Origin of the sequence: Synechococcus sp. WH 8101, assembly GCF_004209775.1 — a bacterium.
GTDB lineage: Bacteria > Cyanobacteriota > Cyanobacteriia > PCC-6307 > Cyanobiaceae > Synechococcus_C.
The window spans coordinates 324523-342919 of record NZ_CP035914.1; the positions used below are offsets into that span (position 1 = coordinate 324523).

16 protein-coding genes and 1 tRNA gene are annotated in these 18397 nt (G+C 66.8%); 7 read left to right on the forward strand and 10 right to left on the reverse strand.

Annotation, left to right across the window (positions count from 1 at the left end; all coding sequences use genetic code 11):
• Positions 1–29: 29 nt before the first annotated feature.
• Complete coding sequence (locus SynWH8101_RS01465) at positions 30–1229, forward strand: MFS transporter (RefSeq protein WP_130128280.1); 1200 nt, start codon at positions 30–32, stop codon at positions 1227–1229.
• Here the strand turns inward: SynWH8101_RS01465 and SynWH8101_RS01470 are convergent.
• The 6 genes from SynWH8101_RS01470 to SynWH8101_RS01495 all read right to left on the reverse strand — a co-directional run bounded on the left by SynWH8101_RS01470 (position 1218) and on the right by SynWH8101_RS01495 (position 8215).
• Positions 1218–2795, reverse strand: coding sequence for a BCCT family transporter (locus SynWH8101_RS01470; RefSeq protein WP_130128281.1), 1578 nt, complete (start codon positions 2793–2795; stop codon positions 1218–1220). The genes SynWH8101_RS01465 and SynWH8101_RS01470 overlap by 12 nt on opposite strands.
• Positions 2779–3966 (reverse strand): FAD-dependent oxidoreductase, encoded by a 1188-nt coding sequence (locus SynWH8101_RS01475; RefSeq protein WP_130128282.1) that lies wholly within the window; start codon positions 3964–3966, stop codon positions 2779–2781. The genes SynWH8101_RS01470 and SynWH8101_RS01475 overlap by 17 nt, the downstream gene beginning before the upstream one ends.
• Positions 3963–5027, reverse strand: coding sequence for a Glu/Leu/Phe/Val dehydrogenase dimerization domain-containing protein (locus tag SynWH8101_RS01480; protein ID WP_130128283.1), 1065 nt, complete (start codon positions 5025–5027; stop codon positions 3963–3965). Before SynWH8101_RS01480 ends, SynWH8101_RS01475 begins: the two co-directional genes overlap by 4 nt.
• Positions 5027–6064, reverse strand: coding sequence for an SAM-dependent methyltransferase (locus SynWH8101_RS01485; protein WP_130128284.1), 1038 nt, complete (start codon positions 6062–6064; stop codon positions 5027–5029). Before SynWH8101_RS01485 ends, SynWH8101_RS01480 begins: the two co-directional genes overlap by 1 nt.
• An 88-nt stretch (positions 6065–6152) precedes the next feature.
• The gene (gene rdgB / locus SynWH8101_RS01490; protein ID WP_130128285.1) at positions 6153–6740 is read right to left on the reverse strand and encodes an RdgB/HAM1 family non-canonical purine NTP pyrophosphatase; all 588 of its coding nucleotides are present in this window, start codon (positions 6738–6740) and stop codon (positions 6153–6155) included.
• A 5-nt stretch (positions 6741–6745) separates the two neighbouring features.
• Complete coding sequence (locus SynWH8101_RS01495; RefSeq protein ID WP_130128286.1) at positions 6746–8215, reverse strand: phosphoglucomutase/phosphomannomutase family protein; 1470 nt, start codon at positions 8213–8215, stop codon at positions 6746–6748.
• 64 nt (positions 8216–8279) lie between these two features.
• Between SynWH8101_RS01495 and SynWH8101_RS01500 the strand changes: the two genes are divergently transcribed.
• Positions 8280–9809 (forward strand): TM0106 family RecB-like putative nuclease, encoded by a 1530-nt coding sequence (locus SynWH8101_RS01500; protein WP_130128287.1) that lies wholly within the window; start codon positions 8280–8282, stop codon positions 9807–9809.
• Here SynWH8101_RS01500 and SynWH8101_RS01505 read toward each other — a convergent pair.
• Together SynWH8101_RS01505 and pyrE are read right to left on the reverse strand one after the other, a co-directional pair.
• Positions 9761–10612, reverse strand: coding sequence for a folate-binding protein YgfZ (locus SynWH8101_RS01505; RefSeq protein ID WP_130128288.1), 852 nt, complete (start codon positions 10610–10612; stop codon positions 9761–9763). The two genes, SynWH8101_RS01500 and SynWH8101_RS01505, sit on opposite strands and share 49 nt — an antisense overlap.
• Positions 10609–11193, reverse strand: coding sequence for an orotate phosphoribosyltransferase (pyrE, locus tag SynWH8101_RS01510; RefSeq protein WP_130128289.1), 585 nt, complete (start codon positions 11191–11193; stop codon positions 10609–10611). Before pyrE ends, SynWH8101_RS01505 begins: the two co-directional genes overlap by 4 nt.
• Before the next feature lie 56 nt (positions 11194–11249).
• Here pyrE and SynWH8101_RS01515 point away from each other — a divergent pair, with 56 nt between their 5' ends.
• The 4 genes from SynWH8101_RS01515 (at position 11250) to SynWH8101_RS01525 (ending at position 14222) form a co-directional block, all read left to right on the forward strand.
• Complete coding sequence (locus SynWH8101_RS01515) at positions 11250–11783, forward strand: occludin/ELL family protein (protein WP_130128290.1); 534 nt, start codon at positions 11250–11252, stop codon at positions 11781–11783.
• A gap of 14 nt (positions 11784–11797) precedes the next feature.
• A tRNA-Ile gene (locus tag SynWH8101_RS13950) sits at positions 11798–11870 on the forward strand.
• Between the two features lie 13 nt (positions 11871–11883).
• Complete coding sequence (locus SynWH8101_RS01520; protein WP_130128291.1) at positions 11884–13191, forward strand: hemolysin family protein; 1308 nt, start codon at positions 11884–11886, stop codon at positions 13189–13191.
• 26 nt (positions 13192–13217) lie between these two features.
• Positions 13218–14222, forward strand: a complete 1005-nt coding sequence (locus SynWH8101_RS01525; RefSeq protein WP_130128292.1) for a Gfo/Idh/MocA family protein — start codon at positions 13218–13220, stop codon at positions 14220–14222.
• On the opposite strand, the gene SynWH8101_RS01530 is transcribed toward SynWH8101_RS01525, so the two are convergent.
• Positions 14206–17412, reverse strand: coding sequence for a glycoside hydrolase family 15 protein (locus tag SynWH8101_RS01530; RefSeq protein WP_130128293.1), 3207 nt, complete (start codon positions 17410–17412; stop codon positions 14206–14208). The genes SynWH8101_RS01525 and SynWH8101_RS01530 overlap by 17 nt on opposite strands.
• Positions 17413–17461: 49 nt before the next feature.
• Here SynWH8101_RS01530 and SynWH8101_RS01535 point away from each other — a divergent pair, with 49 nt between their 5' ends.
• Positions 17462–18208, forward strand: coding sequence for a WecB/TagA/CpsF family glycosyltransferase (locus tag SynWH8101_RS01535; protein WP_130128294.1), 747 nt, complete (start codon positions 17462–17464; stop codon positions 18206–18208).
• Between the two features lie 15 nt (positions 18209–18223).
• On the opposite strand, the gene SynWH8101_RS01540 is transcribed toward SynWH8101_RS01535, so the two are convergent.
• A complete protein-coding gene (locus tag SynWH8101_RS01540) occupies positions 18224–18367 on the reverse strand; it encodes a photosystem II reaction center protein K (RefSeq protein ID WP_007100770.1) in 144 nt (47 codons plus the stop codon).
• Positions 18368–18397 lie beyond the last annotated feature (30 nt).

Below are 18397 nucleotides of genomic sequence, written 5' to 3' on the forward strand. Positions count from 1 at the left end.
GACCCTCAGCGGTTCGACTGCTGAACACCATGCGCGCTCCGCTTCGCGCCCGTTTGCTCTGGTGGGTGAGTTTGGTGTTTGTGGCCTGGATGATCTGGGCGGAAACCAGCTTTCAGACCTACGACCGCTCGCTTGGGCAGGCCTTGAGTCTCACGCCCGCCCAGCTGGCTGCAATTGGCGGGGCTTTTCTGCTGCCCTACAGCCTGGTGCAGATTCCCGTGGGCTGGCTGCTCGATCGTTGGTCGGTGGAGCGGCTGCTGCTGCTGGGCGCCTTCACCGCAGCCGCCTGCAGCATCGGTTTCGCTCGTGCGGAGAGCTGGAACGCCTTGCTGTGGCACCGCTTCGGGCTCGGATTGAGCTGCGCGGTGGCCTTCCCGGCCTCCGGTCTGCTGGCGCGACGTTGCCTACCTCCTCAACGGTTTGCTCTCGCTATGGGAGCCACCGATAGTTTGTTGGGGTTCGGTGCGGTCGTGGCCGTGCTGATGCCGTTGCTGTTCGGCGGCCTGGGGTGGCGCCAACAGGTGTTGCTGCAGGCGATCGGCCTGATCGCCCTGGTGCTTGTGCCCCTGGCCTGCCTGCAGCAGCGCATAGCCATGGCCCCAGCCGCTGCGCTTGCGGCGTTGTCGTCGCAGCCTGCTCCAGATCGTCTGGTTACTCCAGATCGATGGACCTCCCGTGCCCGCCGCAAGGTGGCGCATGCGGCGGCGGTGTATGCCTGGGCCGGTGGGCTGCTGTTTGGGCTCGGGCAATACGGCCTTCTCTCTCAGCTGCAGCACTGGGGCGAGACGTTGATGCTCAACGTCACCCTGCTGCTTTCACTTGGGCTGGTGGCCGGCATGGTGCTGGCCGGTGCTCTGGGGGGTGTGCCTCACCGGCGCCGCACTCTGCTGCTGTGCGGGGCGTTGCTCACAGCGCTGGCGCTGGGTTGGCTGGTGCAAGGGGCTGACATTGCCTGGCAGCGCTTGATGGCTGGTGCTTTGTTCGGTCTTGGTCTCGGCCCTTGTGTGCTCGCTTTCCCGATGGCGGAGACGGCCGCGCCGGTGGGGCGGACCGCAATGGTCGTGGCGATGGTGAACACCGCCGGTACGTTCAGCGGGGCGGTGATGACCCTCGTGTCGGGTTGGATGCTGCAACGGGCGGCCCAGGGTGAGCCGCCGCTGCTGTTGCCGATTTATGGCGCTCTGGCCCTGATGGGTGTGCTGTTGGCTTTGGCGGCCTCAAGACGGTGAAGCCTCCTGTTGGCGCCATTCCTTCCAGGCCAGGCGTGGGGCGCTCCAGAGACTGGTGAGCACCAGGGGTGTCACGGGGACGGCTGTGATCACGATGAAGGCCTGCAGGGCATCGATCGAAGTGCTGTCGCCCAGGCCGCTGCCGATGCGCAGCAACACCAGAGTGAGGCTGCCGATCATCAGGGCCCAGAAGAGCCGCAGCAGCGCTGGTGGGGTACGTTGACCACTCACCACCATGGCGGCGGCATAACTCATCGAGTCGGCGCTGGTGGCCATGAACAGCACCACCAGCACCAGGCCCACCGGAATCAGCAACCAGGCCAGGGGCAGCTGACCCAGGATCGCCAGCAGGGCCGCCGCCGCCCCGTTGTCGCTGAGCGGGCCGCTGATACTGCCGCTGTTGTTCAGCTCCAGGGCCATGCCGGTGCCCCCCAGCAGGGTGAACCAGAGATTGGTGACGATGGGGCAGAGGATGGCCACGGCCAGCACCAACTCCCGCACGCTGCGGCCGCGGCTGACGCCGGCGGTGAACAGGCCCATCAGGGGCGCGTAACCGAGAAACCAGCCCCAGTAGAAGACGGTCCAGCCATTCACCCAGTTGTCGGAGCGGCTGTTGGCCGCCAGGGCCATCTGGGGCAGGTTGAGCAGGTAGGTGCCGAAGGCGGTGAGGAAGTGGCGCATCAGCCACAGGCCCGGCCCCAGCAGCAGCAGTCCCGCGGCCATCGCCAGGGTGAGCCACACGTTCAGTTCCGAGAGCCATTTGATCCCGCGCTGAATGCCGCTCACCGTGGAGCTGGCGAAAATTGCGGTCAGCAGCACCACCACCAGCGATTGCAGGCTGGCGCTGTCTTGCAGCCCAGGCAGCTGACCGGCCGCATGGCTCAGTTGCAGGGAGAGGAAGCCGAGGGGGCCCACGGTGCCGGCGATCGCCGCCACCACCGACACCCCATCGGCCAGATCCCCCATGCCGCCCTCGACCCAGGCCCTTGGCACCAGCCCCACCAGCAGCGATCGGGGCCGCAGCGGTTCGCCGCGACGCTCGCGAATCGAGAGGGTGATGGTGACCGTGGTCGCCACGAGCGCCCAGGCCAGAAACCCCCAGTGCAGAAAACTCACGGCCAGGGCTGGATCCACGGCCGCTGCCGTGGATCCTTTGATGCCTGCGAAATAGGGCGCCGGCGTCTGGAAATGGAACAGGGGTTCGGCCGCCGACCAGAACACGCCACCGCCGGCCAACAGGGTGCAGATCAGAACGGCACACCAGTCGAAGAATTTCAGGCTCGGCTTGGCGTCAACGCCGCCCAGGCGCAGGCGGCCGATCGGACTGATCGCGAGCCCCACGGCGATCAGAAACAGCACCAAGGCCATCCACTGCCAGAGGCTGCCCAGCAGGGCACTGCTGAACGCTTTACCCGACTCGGTGAATGCTCTGGCGACCGCCAGGTCGGCCGCCGCCAGGATCAGAAAGAGCACCAGTGGAAGGGCCCCGATCCAGAGTGGGGGCTGGCGCCACCAGGGGCGCGGAACGTTGGGAGATGACGTCACGGAGTCAGGCGCGAACGGCATCCCGCTGGTGGCTCCAGCAGGTGAGATCCACCGCCGGTGCGCGGCCCGACGCGAGTCGGGCGAGCGACTCACCGATCAGAGGCGCAAACTTGAAGGCCTGTCCGGAGCCGCCCGCGAACAGACTGAGGCTGGGGGTGAGTCGGTCGAGCACGAAATTCACATCGCTGGCCATGGAGTAAGGGCTGATCACGGTCTCCACCCGCTCCTGCACGCCCTCGAGTGCTTCGAACAGGAAGGTGTCGAGCAGTTCCAGAAGTCGAGTCGGTGCCTCCCGGGTCATCGCGTTGGGGTCCTGCACCCGCAGTGCTTCGGGAGCCCAGTCGATGCCCGCCTTGATTCGGGGTCGACCATCGGCGGTGGTGCTCAATACCGGGAAGCCGTAATACAGGCCGCCGTCATCGCCCCGTTCCCGTTGGAAGCAGAACCATTGCGGATAGCGGTCGGCAAGGCCCGGATCCACGGTGTAGTGCGCCCAGAGCATGGGCCACACCTCCAGCTTCGGGGCGAGACCGAGGGGAGTGAGCAGTAACTGGCTCCAGATGCCACAGGCCACCACCACCTGATCAGCGCTGATGTGGCTGCCGTTCTCCAGGGTCACGCCTCCACCCTGGGCATCGATGCTGGCCACCGGGCAGTGTTCAACCAGTTGATGGCCGGCAGCGCGGGCGGTGCGGATCCAGTGGGCCACCACCTTGTCGCTGCGCACGGCCCCGGCGGTCGGTTCAAACAGGCCGGTGAAGTTGGGTTGCGGTCGGAGCGGGAAGCGGGCGGCGATCTCCTCCGCGTTCAACGCTTCATAGGGAATGCCTTGATCGTCCATCACCCGTTGGGCGCCGGGGATCGAACCCTCGATCGTCTCCTCCTCCCAGCTTTCGCCATAAAACAGAAGGCCATGGGGTTCACGCAGCGCTTCGCCAGCGTGGCGTTCCTCCTCGCGCCAGAGCCGGTTGGCTTCCTGCGCCAGGCGGCAGAGCACGGGATCGGAATACATTTCCCGATACATGCGCGATTCACCGAAGCTGCTGGCCCCCGCATGGGCCAGTGTTCGCGCCTCCAGCAGCACCACATCGCCCACGCCCTGGCGGGCCAGGGCGGCTGCGCAGCTGAGGCCAGCCATGCCGCCGCCCACGATCACAACGGCAGCGCGCTCGGGGAGCGCGGTGATGGTCATGCTGCCTCTCCGAAACTGAGGCCGATGGGGTCAACGCCGCAACCGGCCGTGACCCGCTCGAGGGCAGCGTCAACGGTGAGTCCATCACCGCGTTGGGCCAGGAACTTGGTGGCCCGTTGCCGCACTGCATCGCGCACAAAGCGATACACCTCATCGGCTGTGGCCGATTTCCAGGCCTCGGGAGCGAAACGCTCGATCGAATCGGCAATCACGGCGCCTGCATTCACCAGCGGATCCGGCAGCACCCGCACGCCGCGGCGGCGCAGGTCATCCGCCAGTTGGGGCTGCTGAAAGGGAGCGTTGGCCGCCGGCACGATCGCCTTTACGGGCAGGGCCGAGGCCATCTCCACGTTGATCAGTCCGGAAATCGAGCAGGGAAGTAGCAGATCAAGCGTCAGCTCCCACCAGGGACAGTCGAGCGGTAGCGGTGTGGCGCCAGCAAAACTGGCTCGCTCCCGGTCCACGTCAACGGTGAACACGGTCCAGCCATGGGCGACCAGCACCCGGGCGACGGTGCCACCGACGGCGCCGCAGCCGTGCACCAGCGCGCGGCCGGGTCTGGCATCGTCTAATCCCTCACCCAGCACCGCTTCGACCGCCCCCAGGGTTCCATGGGCCGTGGCGGCACTGGCATCCACAGGGCTGCCGACGGCGGCGAGCACATGGGGCGTCAACTCCGTCAGACGCTCCATGTCTTCCAGGCTGGTGTTGAGATCACAGCCGGTGATCATCGAACCATCCAGAGAGTCGAGCAGCGCTGCGGTCACGCTGATCAGTTCCTCTTTGACCGCTGCAGGTTCCGCGGCGCGGGCCACGATCTTGCCGCCGGCGAAACCGGTGCCATACAAATCATGTTTGTGGGTCATCAGGCCCGCGAGGCGCTCGCCATCGGCGATGCAGGCTTCGTCTGAGGGGTAATTGAGAAGGCGCAGGCCACCGTTGGCTGGCCGACCGGTGGTGGTGTCTTCGGCCACCACAAACACCGAGAGATGGTCGGAGACGTGCTCAGCCAACACCGACACCGCAGTCGCGGTGGGTGTGGCGATGCTCGATGTGCTCATCAGGCCAGCTTCTCCATCATTTGGTGGTGCTCGACGTAATCCAGGCTCCAGTCGCTCGGGGCTTCGGCAATGCGCTGTTCCAGGCGCTGATACACCGCGTCGGCCGCTGCGTCACCAGCGGCGTTGGCGAAGCTGTGCCGGCTCCAGCTGCGGATCGTGGCCATCAGGCCGGTGGCGAAGGCGGCGGTGTCGCCGTCAGTGTTCCAGCGCTGTCTGTAGGGGCAGCGCACGTGGACGGTGCGTTCATCCACCAGGCGCAGGCCGTTGCGGTAAGGGGCCGAGCTGGCATCCTTCAGCGGCGCCATGAATTCCTCGGGCGACTTGTAGAAGTTCAGGATCGTGCCGTTGCGGTACTGCTCCTCGCTGATCACCTCCTCATCGGCGAGGCCCCGCCAGATGCGGTGCAGTTCATCGTGGACGTTGCGCGTTTCGCCACCGTTGTGGCCCAGATAGCGGCCCTCTGAATCGCGGGAGAGGTTCACCGTCAGCAGCCTGCCTCCCGGTTGCAGTTCGCGGCTGCGCAGCTCGAGAATCGCTGTCCAGTCCTTCAGCGCCTGGGCGGTGAAGCGCTGCATTGCGTCGGCATCACCAGACGCGAGCACATGGGTGTGGTTGTGCAGTGGGCCTGGGGATTCGCTCAGCCAATGCATGGCGGTAGCTGAGAAACCGAAGCTCACGCTGTTTGGAGCCACCGAGGGCTCGTAGAAGCTGCGCGCACTCACCAGCACGGTGGGCTTCGGTGGCCTGGGGATCTGGAGGGCCAGATTCGCCGCCAGAGCAATGTTGTCATTGCTGGGTAGATCGTTTCCGATCAGCGTCAGGTGGGCGTTCGGCTGCTGGGTGTGGAGGTGATCGAGCACCTGATTCCAGAGGCCAACGGCGGTACCGCCATCGGCAGCGCCGTAATCGATCAGAACGTGGTGGTTCTGGTGGGGAAGTTGTTCAACACAAGTCAAGGCCCAGTCGGAGGCGGCATCGATGCAGAGACGTGCGCCTTCGGTCTGTGCGCTGTAACCCGTGGTCATGGCAATGGCCATAGACCTCGTCAGCGACAGGGTTCACCGTACAGGGTGGGTCTGTCAGGGCTTCGTGACAGAGAACACGCTGCGATGCTCCCTGCAGATCTCAACCCTGCTGGAGAAGTTGCTGCAGCTGGGGCTCCAAGAGGGCGAAGGCCCGGCCGCGATGTCCGTGACATCTCTTCTCCTCGAGGCTCATCTCGGCAAAGGTCAATCCGGTGCTGGCGACTTCAAAGATCGGGTCGTAGCCGAACCCTTGGTCGCCGCGGGGGGCTGTGGTGATGCGTCCGGGACAGCGACCTTCCACTTCGGCCAGAACGCGACCATCGGGTGCGGCAATGCAAAGGGCGGCACTGAAGTGTGCGGCTCGATCGGACCGGGATTCAAGGGCGTTGAGGAGACGCTCAATCCGTTCCGGGTCGCTGGGGGCGTAGCGGGCCGAGTAGACGCCGGGAGCACCTCCGAGGGCTTCCACCGCCAGGCCGGAATCGTCGGCGAGAGCCCAGTGGCCCGTGGCGGCTGCCACGGCGCAGGCTTTGAGACGGGCATTGGCAGCAAATGTGGTGCCGGTCTCTTCCACCTCGAGATCCTCAGGCTGGGCCTCGATCGTGACGGGCAGGGCGTCCAGCAGACGGGCAAATTCGCGGAGCTTGCCGGCGTTGCCGCTGGCGATCACCAAGGTGCGCTGGCTCATCGTGATCAAACCGACGTCGCAACGGCGCGGGCCCAAGCGAGCACCTCGGCCACCCGTGCTTCGTCTGGGCCTTCGCAATAAAGGCGCAGCAACGGTTCGGTGCCCGAGAAGCGCAGCATCAACCAGTGACTGGGCCCCAGTCGCAGCTTCACACCATCGGTGCGGATCACCTCTTGAACAGGGGCTCCCGCCACCTCCTCCGGCGGCTGTTCTGCCAGCAGGGTCTCCAGGCGCCGGCGGCAGCCCATGTCGGCCAGGCGCAGATCGAGCCGGTCGTAGTGGCTGGCGCCGCCACAGCGCTGCTGCAGGGCGTGGATCCTCGCGCCTAGGGGTTGGCCGCCTTCCACCAGGGCTTCCAGCACCAGCAAGGCTGCAAACAGGGCGTCCCGCTCAGGAAGATGCATGCCGAAGCCCACGCCTCCGGACTCCTCTCCACCGATCAGCACCTCGCCAGCCAGCATCTCGGCGGCGATGTATTTGAAACCCACGGGCAGTTCAAGCACCTCGCGGCCCAGGTCTTCCGCCACCAGCCGCATCAGATCGGAACCACTCACGGTTTTCACCACGGAGCCGGGGAGTTGTCGGGCTCGGGCCAGGTGGTCAATGAGCAACGGCATCAGCTGCTGGGTGCTGCAGAACCGCCCCTGTTCATCCACGGCGGCGATGCGATCACCATCGCCATCGAAGACCAGGCCAACTGCGTGCTGGCCCTCTGCGGCTGCTCCCTTCACCGCGGCGATCAGATCGCCCAGGTAGGGAGCGAGTGGTTCGGGTGGGTGACCTCCGAAGAGGGGATCGCGCTGACTGCGGATTTCCTGCACCAGCTGGTGATCGCCGACCCCATCGCCGAGTAGTTCGGCCACGCAGCCTGCCGCCGAGCCATGCATCGGATCCACGATCACGCGCAGATTCATCGCCTCCAGGCCGCGACAGAGGGCGGGCAGATCCAGCTTGCGGCGCAGCCCATCGAGATGCTCGCCTCTCCCGTCGAATCGGGGGGTCTCCCCTCCAACGGGTGGGGTGATGCCACCGGCGCGCAGACGCTGTTCCACGGCCGCCGTGAAATCCCCTTCCACGGAGCCGCCGAACGGACCTTTGATTTTCAGCCCCAGCCACTCGGGCGGGTTGTGGCTGGCGGTGATCACCAGGGCGCCGAGGGCCTGGCGCTGGACCACCGCCCAGCTGCAGGCCGGCGTGGGAACGGCGGTGTCGGTGAGCAGGGGCTCAAGGCCGCAGCCACGGACGGCGGCGGCGATCGCCGCCGCCAGCTCAGGGGCGAGAAAGCGGCGGTCGTAGCCGATCACCACGGTGCGGCTGCGCAAGCCGTCGGGCGCCCGAGCAGCCAGCTCCTGGGCTGAAGCGGCCGCCACTGGCAACAGGCGCTCCACGGTGATGTCCACGCCGAGGATGCCGCGCCAGCCATCGGTGCCGAACTTGATCGGAGCAGCAGCCAGAGGCAGGGGAGCGGAGGCCATGGGCTGCTGGTGACAGGGAGTCTCTGAACAGGGATCTAGCAGCTGGCCGCCGTAACGTCGTTTCATGGGTGACACCCCTGCTGCTGACAAGCCCGAAGGGCGGGTGCTGAGTGATCGCCTGCTGCGCAGCTGGTTGCGCTGCCGGCGTCGCGCCTGGCTCGATCGGTACGGCGATCCCGTTGACCGTCGTTATACGGCCCATCGCACCCTCCAGCTCGATGATCAGCAGCGCTGTTTCGTGGCCCTGCTTCCGGAGAAGCCACGCCACGGTCTGCGGGCGATGGAAGCGGGCGCGGCCTCTGTGGTGGGGGTGCGCCTGCGCGGTCAGGGGCCGCAGGGCTGGGTGCTCGAGTGCCACCCGGCCCTACTGCAGCGGGTGCCGGGCCAGAGTCGCTGGGGCGGTTTCGCCTACCGGCCGGTGTTGGCGCGCCAGGGGCGTCGCCTGACCCGCGAGCATCGATTGCCTCTGGCCCTGGCCGGGCGGCTACTGGCTCCTCTTCAAGCAGCGGCCGTCCCGGAGGCGTTGGCGGTGGCCGGCGCCGGGCGCCGCCTGGAGGCCGAGCGTCTGCCCCTCAGCCATGGCCTGCAGAGTCAGTTGGATGAGGCCCTCCGCAAGCTGGCGCAGGATCTGCAGCGGGACGCCTTGCCGCCCCTGGCGGCGGATCGGCGCAAATGCACGCTGTGTAGCTGGCGTGGCGTCTGCAATCGGGAGGCGGCAGAGCAGGGGCACCTCAGCGAGGTGAGCGGCATCGGTGCCAAGCGTCGGGAGATGCTGCAAGAGCTCGGGTTCGCCGGGCTCGCCGATCTGGCGGCTGCTGACCCGAAGCAGCTCGCGGCACGCTTGGAGCGCTTCGGTGAGCAGCACGGAGCGATGGCCGAACCCCTCGTGGCCCAGGCCCGGGCCCAGCGGGATGGACGGGTGGAACATCTCGATCCCCGGCCCGCGTTGCCGGAGCTGACCCACGCCCCCGGAGTGCTGCTCTACGACATCGAATCAGATCCGGATGCCCGCGATGACTTTCTGCATGGTTTTCTGCGGCTTCCCCGCGATCCCGCCGGTGGCTGGGCACTGGAGCAGGCGCGCTATCACCCGCTGCTGACGCTCCAGGAGCAGGGGGAGCGGCCCTGCTGGCGGCGGCTCGAGCGCCTGCTCGATCGCTACGGCGACTGGCCCGTGCTCCATTACGGCGAAACCGAATCCCTGGCCTTGAGGCGGATGGCCCAGCGCCAGGGGGTGGGCGAGGCGGGGCAGGCCGCCATCCGGGCGCGGCTGGTGGATGTGCATGAACGGGTGCGCCGCCACTGGCGCCTGCCTCTGAACAGCTATGGCCTCAAAACGGTGGCGGCCTGGCGGGGATTCCGCTGGCGGCAGCCGGGGGTGGACGGGGCGCGGGCCCTGCTCTGGTGGCGGCAGTGGCGGGGCTCCGGTCGCCAGGACCGCGGCCACGTGCAGGCGTTGCGCTGGATCTTTGCCTACAACCACGACGACAACCTGGCCACCTGGGCTGTGGCGCAATGGCTGTCAGAGCAAGACAGCCTGATGACTCAGGACGATTCCGCCAGATCGCGGAACCCCGTTGGTGGCGAGATCTGAAGCGTGAGCCCCTCGCCGCCCAGCTGCAGCTGCGGAGCCTCCAGGGCGGCTCGACGCACCAGGGCCAGCCCTTGCCAGCCGCCTGGGGTGTGCAGTGCTGAGGTGATCACGCCAGCCCGTTCGTTGTTGAGACGCAGGGGGGTTCCCGGTTCGATCGTCAAGCCGATGGGGGCATCGACCAGCTGCCAGTGGCGCAGTTTCTGTTTGACGCCATCGCGTGCCGTCAGCTTGGCGATGGTTTCCTGCCCCAGGTAGCAACCCTTGCTCAGGCTCAACCAGTCGCCCAGCCCCAGCTCCAGCGGATTGGTGTCTCCGTTGAGTTCGGCGGGGTGGCCTGGCAAACCAACCCGCAGCCGCCAGGCTTCCAGGGCGCTGGCCTCGGCCCTCGGCAGCGCCTCCCATGCCGCCGGAACGGAACTGTCGTCGCACCAGAGCACGTCGTCACACCAGGGGCGATCGACGCCTGGGGCCTGCAGGCGCTGAAGCCGTCGTTGCTGCGCTAGCGGCAACAGGCGCACCCGATCGGCCGGGAAGATCACCCGATCAAAGCCGCTGGCCAGCGCTGCCGCGTCTCCGCTCAGCACCAGCACATCGGCGCCCTCGTCATCGAGTCGCACCTCCAGCAACGCCTGCACCCGTCCGGTGGCCGTCAACCAGCAGCTGCGGATCAGGGCATGGTGGGCGGCCTGTTGCAGGTCGGCACTGGTCTGCCCATGCAGGAAGTCGCGGGAGCCATCGCCCTGCAGGCGCAGCAGGGGAAAGGTGGCATCCCAGAGCAATGCGTCAGTGGTTGGTGCCGTCATGCCGCCAGCTCCTGGGCGCGGGCTGCCACCTCGCTGAGTCGAAACAGGCTCACCAACTCCAGTTCGGCGGCGGTCATGGCGGCGGCGCCCCCTTCCTCCCGGTCGACGATCGTCACCACCCGGCTCACCTGATAGCCCGCCTCTCGCAGCTGGGTCACGGCCTTGATCGAGGAGCCGCCGGTGGTGACCACGTCTTCGAGCACGGTCACCCTGGCGCCGGCTCCTGGCAGGGGCCCCTCCAGCCAGGCACCGGTGCCATGGCCCTTGGCCTCCTTGCGCACGATCAGGGCGTCGAGATCGCGCCCCTGCTGGGCCGCGGCCATGGCCACGCAGCTCACCAGCGGATCGGCTCCGAGGGTGAGTCCGCTGACGGCGACGGCATCGGCGTCCACCAGGTCGAGCAGAGTGGGGCCAAGCAGGGCGAGGCCGCTGCCGCTCAGAGCCACCGGCTTGCAGTTCACGTAATGGGCACTGCTGCGGCCAGAGGCGAGCGTGAACTGGCCGTGGCGGTAGGCCTCCAGGGCGAGGCGGCTGAGCAGTTGATCGCGCGCCTCAGGAAGGCCGGTGGATGGGGTGCTCATCAGGGCTGGTGCGGGCAGCGTTCTGTGCCTAGTTTGCGTCTAGCCATCTGTGATTCGTGGCCCGGTTTTTCACCTCCCTGGCCCTGCTTCCCCTGGGCGCTGTGCTGGCAACGGCGGCCCGGGCCAACACGGTGGTCTGCACCACCACGCTGGAGGCGCCGTCAGGCCTGGCGCCGGTGGCTGCCGTTGAGCCGGCGGCCCCGGTGGAGGTGAGTCGCTGCGCCCCGGTGCAGACCACCGACGCTCTGGTGGTGAACCGCTTCTACACCTGGACCGCGCCCTACGCCCGTGGCGTCGATCTGATCCATCAGGTCACCGATCTGCTTGGAATTGCCATGGCCGGACCGGAAGGCAATCGCCTGATGGGCCTGGGTTTCCCCGACCAGACGATCATCTGGGATGGATCGGCGCTGCAGAACACCTACCAGGTGTTGCTGGAGCAACAGAGCGCACCGATTCCCTGGCGCACGGTCGATATCTCCAGTGGTTTCAGCGGCAGCCTCGCGGCGGAGCAGGCGCAGCCGGACGAGAGCCTGGAGGTGCTGATCCCGGTGGAGGCTTCGGCTCAGCCGGTGCGCGGCCTGTGGTAATCCTGTGGCGACCCGGGGGTCTAGCAATCTGGTGAATGCAGCGAACTCATAATTCGCCTAAGGCGAGTTCGATCCTCGCGACCCCCATTCACCTCACCTGATGCGCCTGCTGCTGCTGCTCGTCTTGCTGGCCTTGCCAGCGTTCTTCGCAGCGGTTGAAGTCGCGCTGTTGCGCTTGCGACCCAGCCGTGTGCAGGTGCTGAGCGAGGAGGGGGTGGCGGGGGCCCCTTCGGTGCAACGTCTGCAAGGCCGTCTGCGCCGGGCACTGTTGATGTCACAGCTCGGTGTCACCCTGTCGCTGGTGGCTCTTGGCTGGGTGGCGCGCAGCATCGCCCAGAGCTGGTGGTCACAGGCTGCGGCGGCCGGCCGTTGGTGGGATCTGCTCTGGTTCCTGATGCTTGTTGCTGTGTCAACGCTCCTGGCCGGGTTGTTACCACGCGCCTGGGTGCTCAACCGTCCGGAACGGGCGGCCCTGCAGCTCGCCCCAGTCCTGGAGGCGGTGATGCGTGTGCTTCGCCCTCTGCTCACCCTGCTCGAGACCTGCGCTTCGGTGCTGCTCCGACTCGTGGGACTGACGCCCCGGTGGGATGCCCTGGTGCCTGCTCTCACCGCCGGAGAGCTGGAAACATTGATCGAGAGCGGTGGTGTCACCGGGTTGCGACCGGATGAGCGCAACATCCTTGAAGGGGTGTTCGCCCTGCGCGACACCCAAGTGCGTGAGGTGATGGTGCCGCGCTCCGGCATGGTCACCCTGCCGGTGAGTGTGCGCTTCGCTGAGTTGATGGATGCGGTGCATCGCACCCGCCATGCCCGCTTTCCGGTGATCGGCCAGTCGCTGGATGATGTGCGCGGGGTGCTCGACCTGCGTCGTCTGGCGGAACCGATCGCCCGCGGGGTGTTGCAGGAGGATTCTCTGCTCGAACCCTATCTGCTGCCGGCGCAACGGGTGCTGGAAACGAGCACCCTGGCGGAATTGCTGGCCCTGATCCGCAGCGGCCATCCTCTGCTCCTGGTGGTGGATGAGCATGGCGGCACGGAGGGATTGGTGACCGCCGCCGACCTCACCGGGGAGATCGTCGGTGATGAGCTGGAGCCTGAGCCCGCTGTTCCCGACCTGCAGGCTGTGCCTGACCAATCCGGCGTCTGGCTCGTGGCAGGGGACCTGGAGATCTTTGAACTCAACCGCCAGCTGGGTCTGGAACTGCCGGAAGCCACCGATCACCACACCCTGGCCGGATTCCTGCTCGAACGCCTCCAGCACATTCCGGCGCCTGGCGAGGCGCTGCGTCATCAGGGGGTGCAGTTCGAAATTCTGGAGATGGAAGGACCGCGGATCGTGCGGGTGCGCATGGTCCTGCCTGAGGAGCGGGCGCCTTCTTTAGCGGAACCGGTTCAGGATCACCGATAATCTGCTGCGATCCTGCACCTTCGCCGATGACCGTCCCCATGGTTCCGGTGAAGGTCGGCGTGATCGGCATCGGCAACATGGGTTGGCACCACGCCCGGGTGCTCAGCCTGCTCAAGGACGCGGAGCTGGTCGGTGTTGCAGATCCCGATGCCGAGCGCGGCCAGCTGGCCACCGAACAGTTCGGATGTCGCTGGTTCGCGGATTACAACACGATGCTTTCGGAGGTGGAGGCGGTCTGCATCGCCGTGCCCACTCTGCTCCACCAGGCCGTTGGTCTGGCCTGTCTGGATGCCGGCCTTCATGTGCTGATCGAAAAGCCGATCGCCGCCAGCCAAGACGAGGCCGCCACCCTGATCGCGGCGGCCAGCCGCAACGGTCGCCTGCTTCAGGTGGGTCACATCGAGCGCTTCAATCCCGCCTTCCGCGAACTCACCAAGGTGGTGGCCAATGAGGAAGTGGTGGTGCTCGAGGCACGGCGCCACAGCCCCCATGCCGATCGCGCCAACGATGTGTCGGTGGTGCTGGATCTGATGATTCACGACCTCGACCTTGTGCTGGAGCTGGCCAGAGCGCCGGTGGTGCGCCTCGCTGCTGCTGGTGGAGCCAGCGCCGAAGGACCGCTCGATTATGTGAATGCCACGCTCGGTTTCGCCAACGGTGTGGTGGCGAGCCTCACCGCCAGCAAGATGAGTCACCGCAAGATCCGCAGCCTCAGCGCCCACTGCCGGGCCAGCCTGGTGGAAACCGATTTCCTCAATCACACCCTTCACATCCACCGGCGTGCCCACGAGTGGTATTCCGCTGATCATGGTGAGTTGCTGTATCGCAACGATGGCTTCATCGAGGAGGTGAGCACCACCTCGATCGAGCCGCTTTACGCCGAACTGGAGCACTTCCTGCAGTGTGTTCGCGGCCGTGAAACGCCGGCGGTGGATGGTCAGCAGGCCTCACGGGCCCTGCGTCTGGCCGATCTGATTGAACAGGCCGTCGCCCATCCCGGCATGGGCGTTCCCCTCAGCGAGCCGATCTGATCAGCTCGCGCAGCGCAGCGATCTGCCAGCGGCGGCAATCCGCCGGGGACGCCCGATAGAAGTGATCCCAGGCTTCCGCCTTGTGGGCTCCGTAAGCACTGGGTTCGATCTCTGGATGGGAGAGCAACCAGCCGACGCGAACGGCATGGCCGATCACCACATCGAGGGCGACGTCATCGTCGATGTGCACGGAGGGGTTGGTGGCCACGAAGGCCATCAGGGAGAGCAGGCATTCAGTGCACAGCTGCCGGTATTCCGGAGCGGGGATCCGACTGAGCAGGTGCTCCACCAGGGTGGCGAAATTGCGCTCTCCGGCGGTTTTCTCCAGCAGTAGAGCACTGGTGAGCCGGTTGCGACGTTCGAGTTTGTCGCCGATCACCAGGCCGCGGCAGTGCTGCAGCAGCGACCAGATCCCGGCATGGAAATCCTTGGGCACCCGTTGCAGCGAGCCCAGCCGGATGCGGTGCTGCAACCAGTCGCCACCACTGGGGGATTCCTCCAGGGGCGCCGGAACGGCCCACTGCACTGGACCACGCAGATGCAATTGTTCGTTGCGCTGCAGAGAGGCGTGGGCCTGGTCCAGATCGGTCAGCACGGCCCGCAGGCGGCTGCCGATCGTGTGGGGTGGTTCGCTGCAGAGGGCCTCAAAGGCTTCGTCCTGGCTGCGTCCTGTTTCCGCTGCCAGCTCCGAGGTCAGCATGAGCATCAGCTGTCCGAGCTGCAGCGTCAGCGTGCCGCTTAGCTGCTGCGGTTCCCGTCGGGCAATGCCATCGAGGGCCAGCAGTAGCTCCTGCTGCAAGGCCTGCTCCCTGGTGTCGTGGCCGCAGGTGCGGCGGATCCGTGCGGCGATCAAGGCGCTGGAGAGGGGGGTGGCCAGCAGGGAATCACTGCTGTAGCTGCGACCCACCACCACGGTTTTCTGGCGGGCGAGCAGATCGATCAGGGCATCCTCCAGTTGCGGGTGCACCAGGCCCAGCACACCGGCGCAGCGGCGCACCACATTCCAGTCCTGCTGATTCAGGCCGCGGTGATAGATCTCCTCCAGCAGGCTGCGCAGCTCCACCGGGGCGCCACCGGGAGCCTGAAGGATCGCTGCATCACCCAGGTGGCGATGCAGCAGTTCCAGCACCTCCGCCTGCTCGCGCAGGGAGGAGCTGCTCCAGAGGCGCTCGCGCAGTTCCGGCAGGGAGATTTCATCCAGCTCCTGTTCCTGCGCGGCGGTGAGATCCTGCAGATCGGTCGAGGCCTGCAGCAGGGCGGCAGCGCTCGATGCCGCGGCTGCGGGCCTGGCGATGGGGGCCTGGGTCGGTTCGGGCAGCACCAGCCATTGCCCCTGGCTTGCCAGTTCTTTGAGCGGGGCGAGCTGCACGGCCACCCCATCCACCTCTCCGCTGGCCAACCGGGCGGCCAACTGCTGCACACTCTCGAGTCCCCGTTCCAGCAGCGTGGGCTCGATCGGAATCAGCAAGAGGGGGGCGCCGGTACCACGCCAGTGGCGCTGCAGCAGATGCAGTTCATTCACCACCGTGTCCACCAAATGTTCGGGGTCATCCGCCAGGTAGTAGGTGTCTTCCTCCAGCACGGCTGGCAGGAAGGCCAGCTGCTCCTCTCCCTGTCGATAGAACCGTGCCGTGGCGGCGGTTTCAGCGCGGAGCGGCGGATGGCCGCTCAGGCCGAGGGCTGAGTTGGCACCGAGTTGCTGCAACCGTTCGCTCAGGCGCTCCGATGGCAGCACCCGGATCGGGCCGTGGTCTGGGTCGCTCACCGGTAGCCCGAGGCCTTGCAGGCGCTCCGCCACGGCTGATGTGCCGGGAATCAGGGCCACCAGCACCTCCTCGGCGCCGAGGGGCTGGGGCAAGCGTCGGCCACAGGGGTCCAGATCCTCCGGAAGGAGCAGGCCGTTGAGCAGCATCTCGCCCAGCCAGGCCAGGCTCTGGGTCCAGAGCAGGGGGATGTTGTCGTTGGCCTGACGGCGCTGACTGCCGGGCGAGCGGCGTTCCGGCTCCACGGCCGCTTCCGGCACCAGGTAGAGCTCGGGATACAGCCGCTGTCCATCCTGGTCAACGGCAAGAACGTTCAGGCGCTCGCGCCAGTGGCACGCCTCCTCCCAGCGTTCTTCGCAGCAGGCGGTGACCAGTTCATACGCGAGGAACAGAGGCCATTCCGACTCGATTCCCTCGAAGGTGGCCAATTCATCACGCTCGTAATGCAATCGGCTCACGTCCTCCACCACGGTCTGATGGCCGTCGCGCAGGAATCGTTTGTAGCCATAGGCGCCTCCGAGCAGGCGGCGGATCCGCTCGCAGGTGCGCTGCACCAGCTGGGGATCCTCCACCGCCCAGGCCGGGTAGCCCACCACCGAAAGGCAGGCACTGTCAGCTTCCTTGCTGGCGGATTCGCGCGGCAGCAACCCCTGCAGGGCCCGGCGCAGGCGCACCACCGCCCCCTGGGGAATCAGCACCTGCAGGCTGCCATCGCCATGCACGCCGAAAAGGTCGAGACCATCGAGGGCCTCCAGTGCCGCCTTGGCCATGCCGATCGAGCTGGCATTCCGTTCCGGCAGGCCGTGGTTGCCTTTGTCGCCCCGTTCCCAGATGCCGTAGTCGGGCACCCGATAGGCCCGGGCCACGTAGTAGATCAGGTTCTGAATGAAGTCCGCTTCATGGCGGCTGCGCAGCACCGTCAGTCCGCCGCGGGTGAGCTGGGCGAGCTGAAGCAGGAACAGGGAGGTGGCATCAATCTGGAGATGCCCCCAGCCGTCATCGGGCACCACGGTGTCGCCGCTGGCGGTGTCGTATTTGGCGTGGAGAGCATCGAGGGGGTCAAGGCTCTGCTTGAACCGCTCCACCTTCTCGGCCTGGCGCATCATCGCGTTCAGCACCCCGCGCATCAGGGCGAGCACACGCTGCTCCAGCTCCCACGACCGGCTGGTACGGCCGTTGTTCAGGCGTCGGTGGGCCAAGGCCAGGCCCCAGACGCACTGGATGGAATACACGCAGTCGCGCACCCAGGCATCGCCGTAATTGCCATGCACGGTGTGGGCCGTGCTGGCGGGCAGCAGGCCGGTGATCGGATGCTGACGCTGCAGCACCACCCGGTCGATCGCCGCGTCCAGGCTGTCCAGCAAGGCCCAGCGCTCGTCGTCGGAGCAGGTGTGAGGGTTGAGGGAGGTGGGGGGCGACAGAACCATGACCTCCAGGCCAACCGGATCTAAATTCTCCCCTGCAGCTCAACCGCGGATGGACGCCGTCAGTACCGATCCGTGTGATCAGCACCGCTACCGGGTGCTGGGTGTGGGCGTGGATGCCTGTCGGGATGTGCGCGCGGCCGCCATTGGCCTGCATGCCCGCGGCGGCGGCCAGATCGTCACCCTCAATGCGGAGATGACGATGACGGCCCGGGCCAATCCGGCCCTGGGTGCCGCGATTGCGGCAGCGGACCTGGTGATCCCCGATGGTGCCGGAGTGGTCTGGGCCCTGCGGCGTCAGGGGGTTCGGGTGCGTCGCACCCCTGGCATTGAACTGGCGCGCGCGCTCCTCTCCTATGCCGAAGCTCACGGCTGGAATGTGGCCCTGATCGGTGCGGCCCCGGAGGTGATGGAGCAGTTGAAGAGGCGCCTGCTTGAGGAGTTGCCGTCCCTGCGCCTGGTGCTGGCGGAGCATGGCTATCAAGCTGCTGAAGCCTGGCCCCAGCTCGAGCAACGCCTGCTGAGCCTGAAGCCCGATCTGGTGCTGGTGGCTCTCGGAGTTCCCCGGCAGGAAACCTGGACCCAGCGGCTGCATGCCGGGCAACCAGGGATCTGGATGGGCGTGGGCGGCAGCTTTGACGTGTGGGCCGGTGTCAAGCAACGGGCACCGGAATGGATGAGCCGACTCCAGGTGGAATGGGCCTACAGACTGATCCAGGAGCCGAGCCGGTGGCGACGCATGCTGTCGTTGCCGGCGTTTGCCTGGCAGGTGTTGCGCCGCGGTGAACGCCGACGCTGAACCACCGATGCGGCCTCAGCGGAAACCGACGGAGGCTTGCCACACGAAAGCGAGCAGCAGGAAGAAGAGAGGGATGATCGGCAGGATGTCGACCAGCGGACCGAAGGCCTGGTAGGCCTCGGGCAGTTGGGCCAGCAAATCGAGTGTGGTGGCGGCCATCCCGGCGATGTCATGGGCGATGAGCGGACG

Coding starts and splice junctions, on each gene's coding strand:
- SynWH8101_RS01540 (WP_007100770.1), bottom strand. CDS start 18,367: ATGGCCGCCACCACACTCGATTTGCTGGCCCAACTGCCCGAGGCCTAC.
- SynWH8101_RS01480 (WP_130128283.1), bottom strand. CDS start 5,027: ATGAGCACATCGAGCATCGCCACACCCACCGCGACTGCGGTGTCGGTG.
- rdgB (WP_130128285.1), bottom strand. CDS start 6,740: ATGAGCCAGCGCACCTTGGTGATCGCCAGCGGCAACGCCGGCAAGCTC.
- SynWH8101_RS01520 (WP_130128291.1), top strand. CDS start 11,884: ATGCGCCTGCTGCTGCTGCTCGTCTTGCTGGCCTTGCCAGCGTTCTTC.
- SynWH8101_RS01530 (WP_130128293.1), bottom strand. CDS start 17,412: ATGGTTCTGTCGCCCCCCACCTCCCTCAACCCTCACACCTGCTCCGAC.
- SynWH8101_RS01475 (WP_130128282.1), bottom strand. CDS start 3,966: ATGACCATCACCGCGCTCCCCGAGCGCGCTGCCGTTGTGATCGTGGGC.
- SynWH8101_RS01470 (WP_130128281.1), bottom strand. CDS start 2,795: ATGCCGTTCGCGCCTGACTCCGTGACGTCATCTCCCAACGTTCCGCGC.
- SynWH8101_RS01505 (WP_130128288.1), bottom strand. CDS start 10,612: ATGACGGCACCAACCACTGACGCATTGCTCTGGGATGCCACCTTTCCC.
- SynWH8101_RS01495 (WP_130128286.1), bottom strand. CDS start 8,215: ATGGCCTCCGCTCCCCTGCCTCTGGCTGCTGCTCCGATCAAGTTCGGC.
- SynWH8101_RS01525 (WP_130128292.1), top strand. CDS start 13,218: ATGACCGTCCCCATGGTTCCGGTGAAGGTCGGCGTGATCGGCATCGGC.
- SynWH8101_RS01500 (WP_130128287.1), top strand. CDS start 8,280: ATGGGTGACACCCCTGCTGCTGACAAGCCCGAAGGGCGGGTGCTGAGT.
- SynWH8101_RS01485 (WP_130128284.1), bottom strand. CDS start 6,064: ATGGCCATTGCCATGACCACGGGTTACAGCGCACAGACCGAAGGCGCA.
- pyrE (WP_130128289.1), bottom strand. CDS start 11,193: ATGAGCACCCCATCCACCGGCCTTCCTGAGGCGCGCGATCAACTGCTC.
- SynWH8101_RS01465 (WP_130128280.1), top strand. CDS start 30: ATGCGCGCTCCGCTTCGCGCCCGTTTGCTCTGGTGGGTGAGTTTGGTG.
- SynWH8101_RS01535 (WP_130128294.1), top strand. CDS start 17,462: ATGGACGCCGTCAGTACCGATCCGTGTGATCAGCACCGCTACCGGGTG.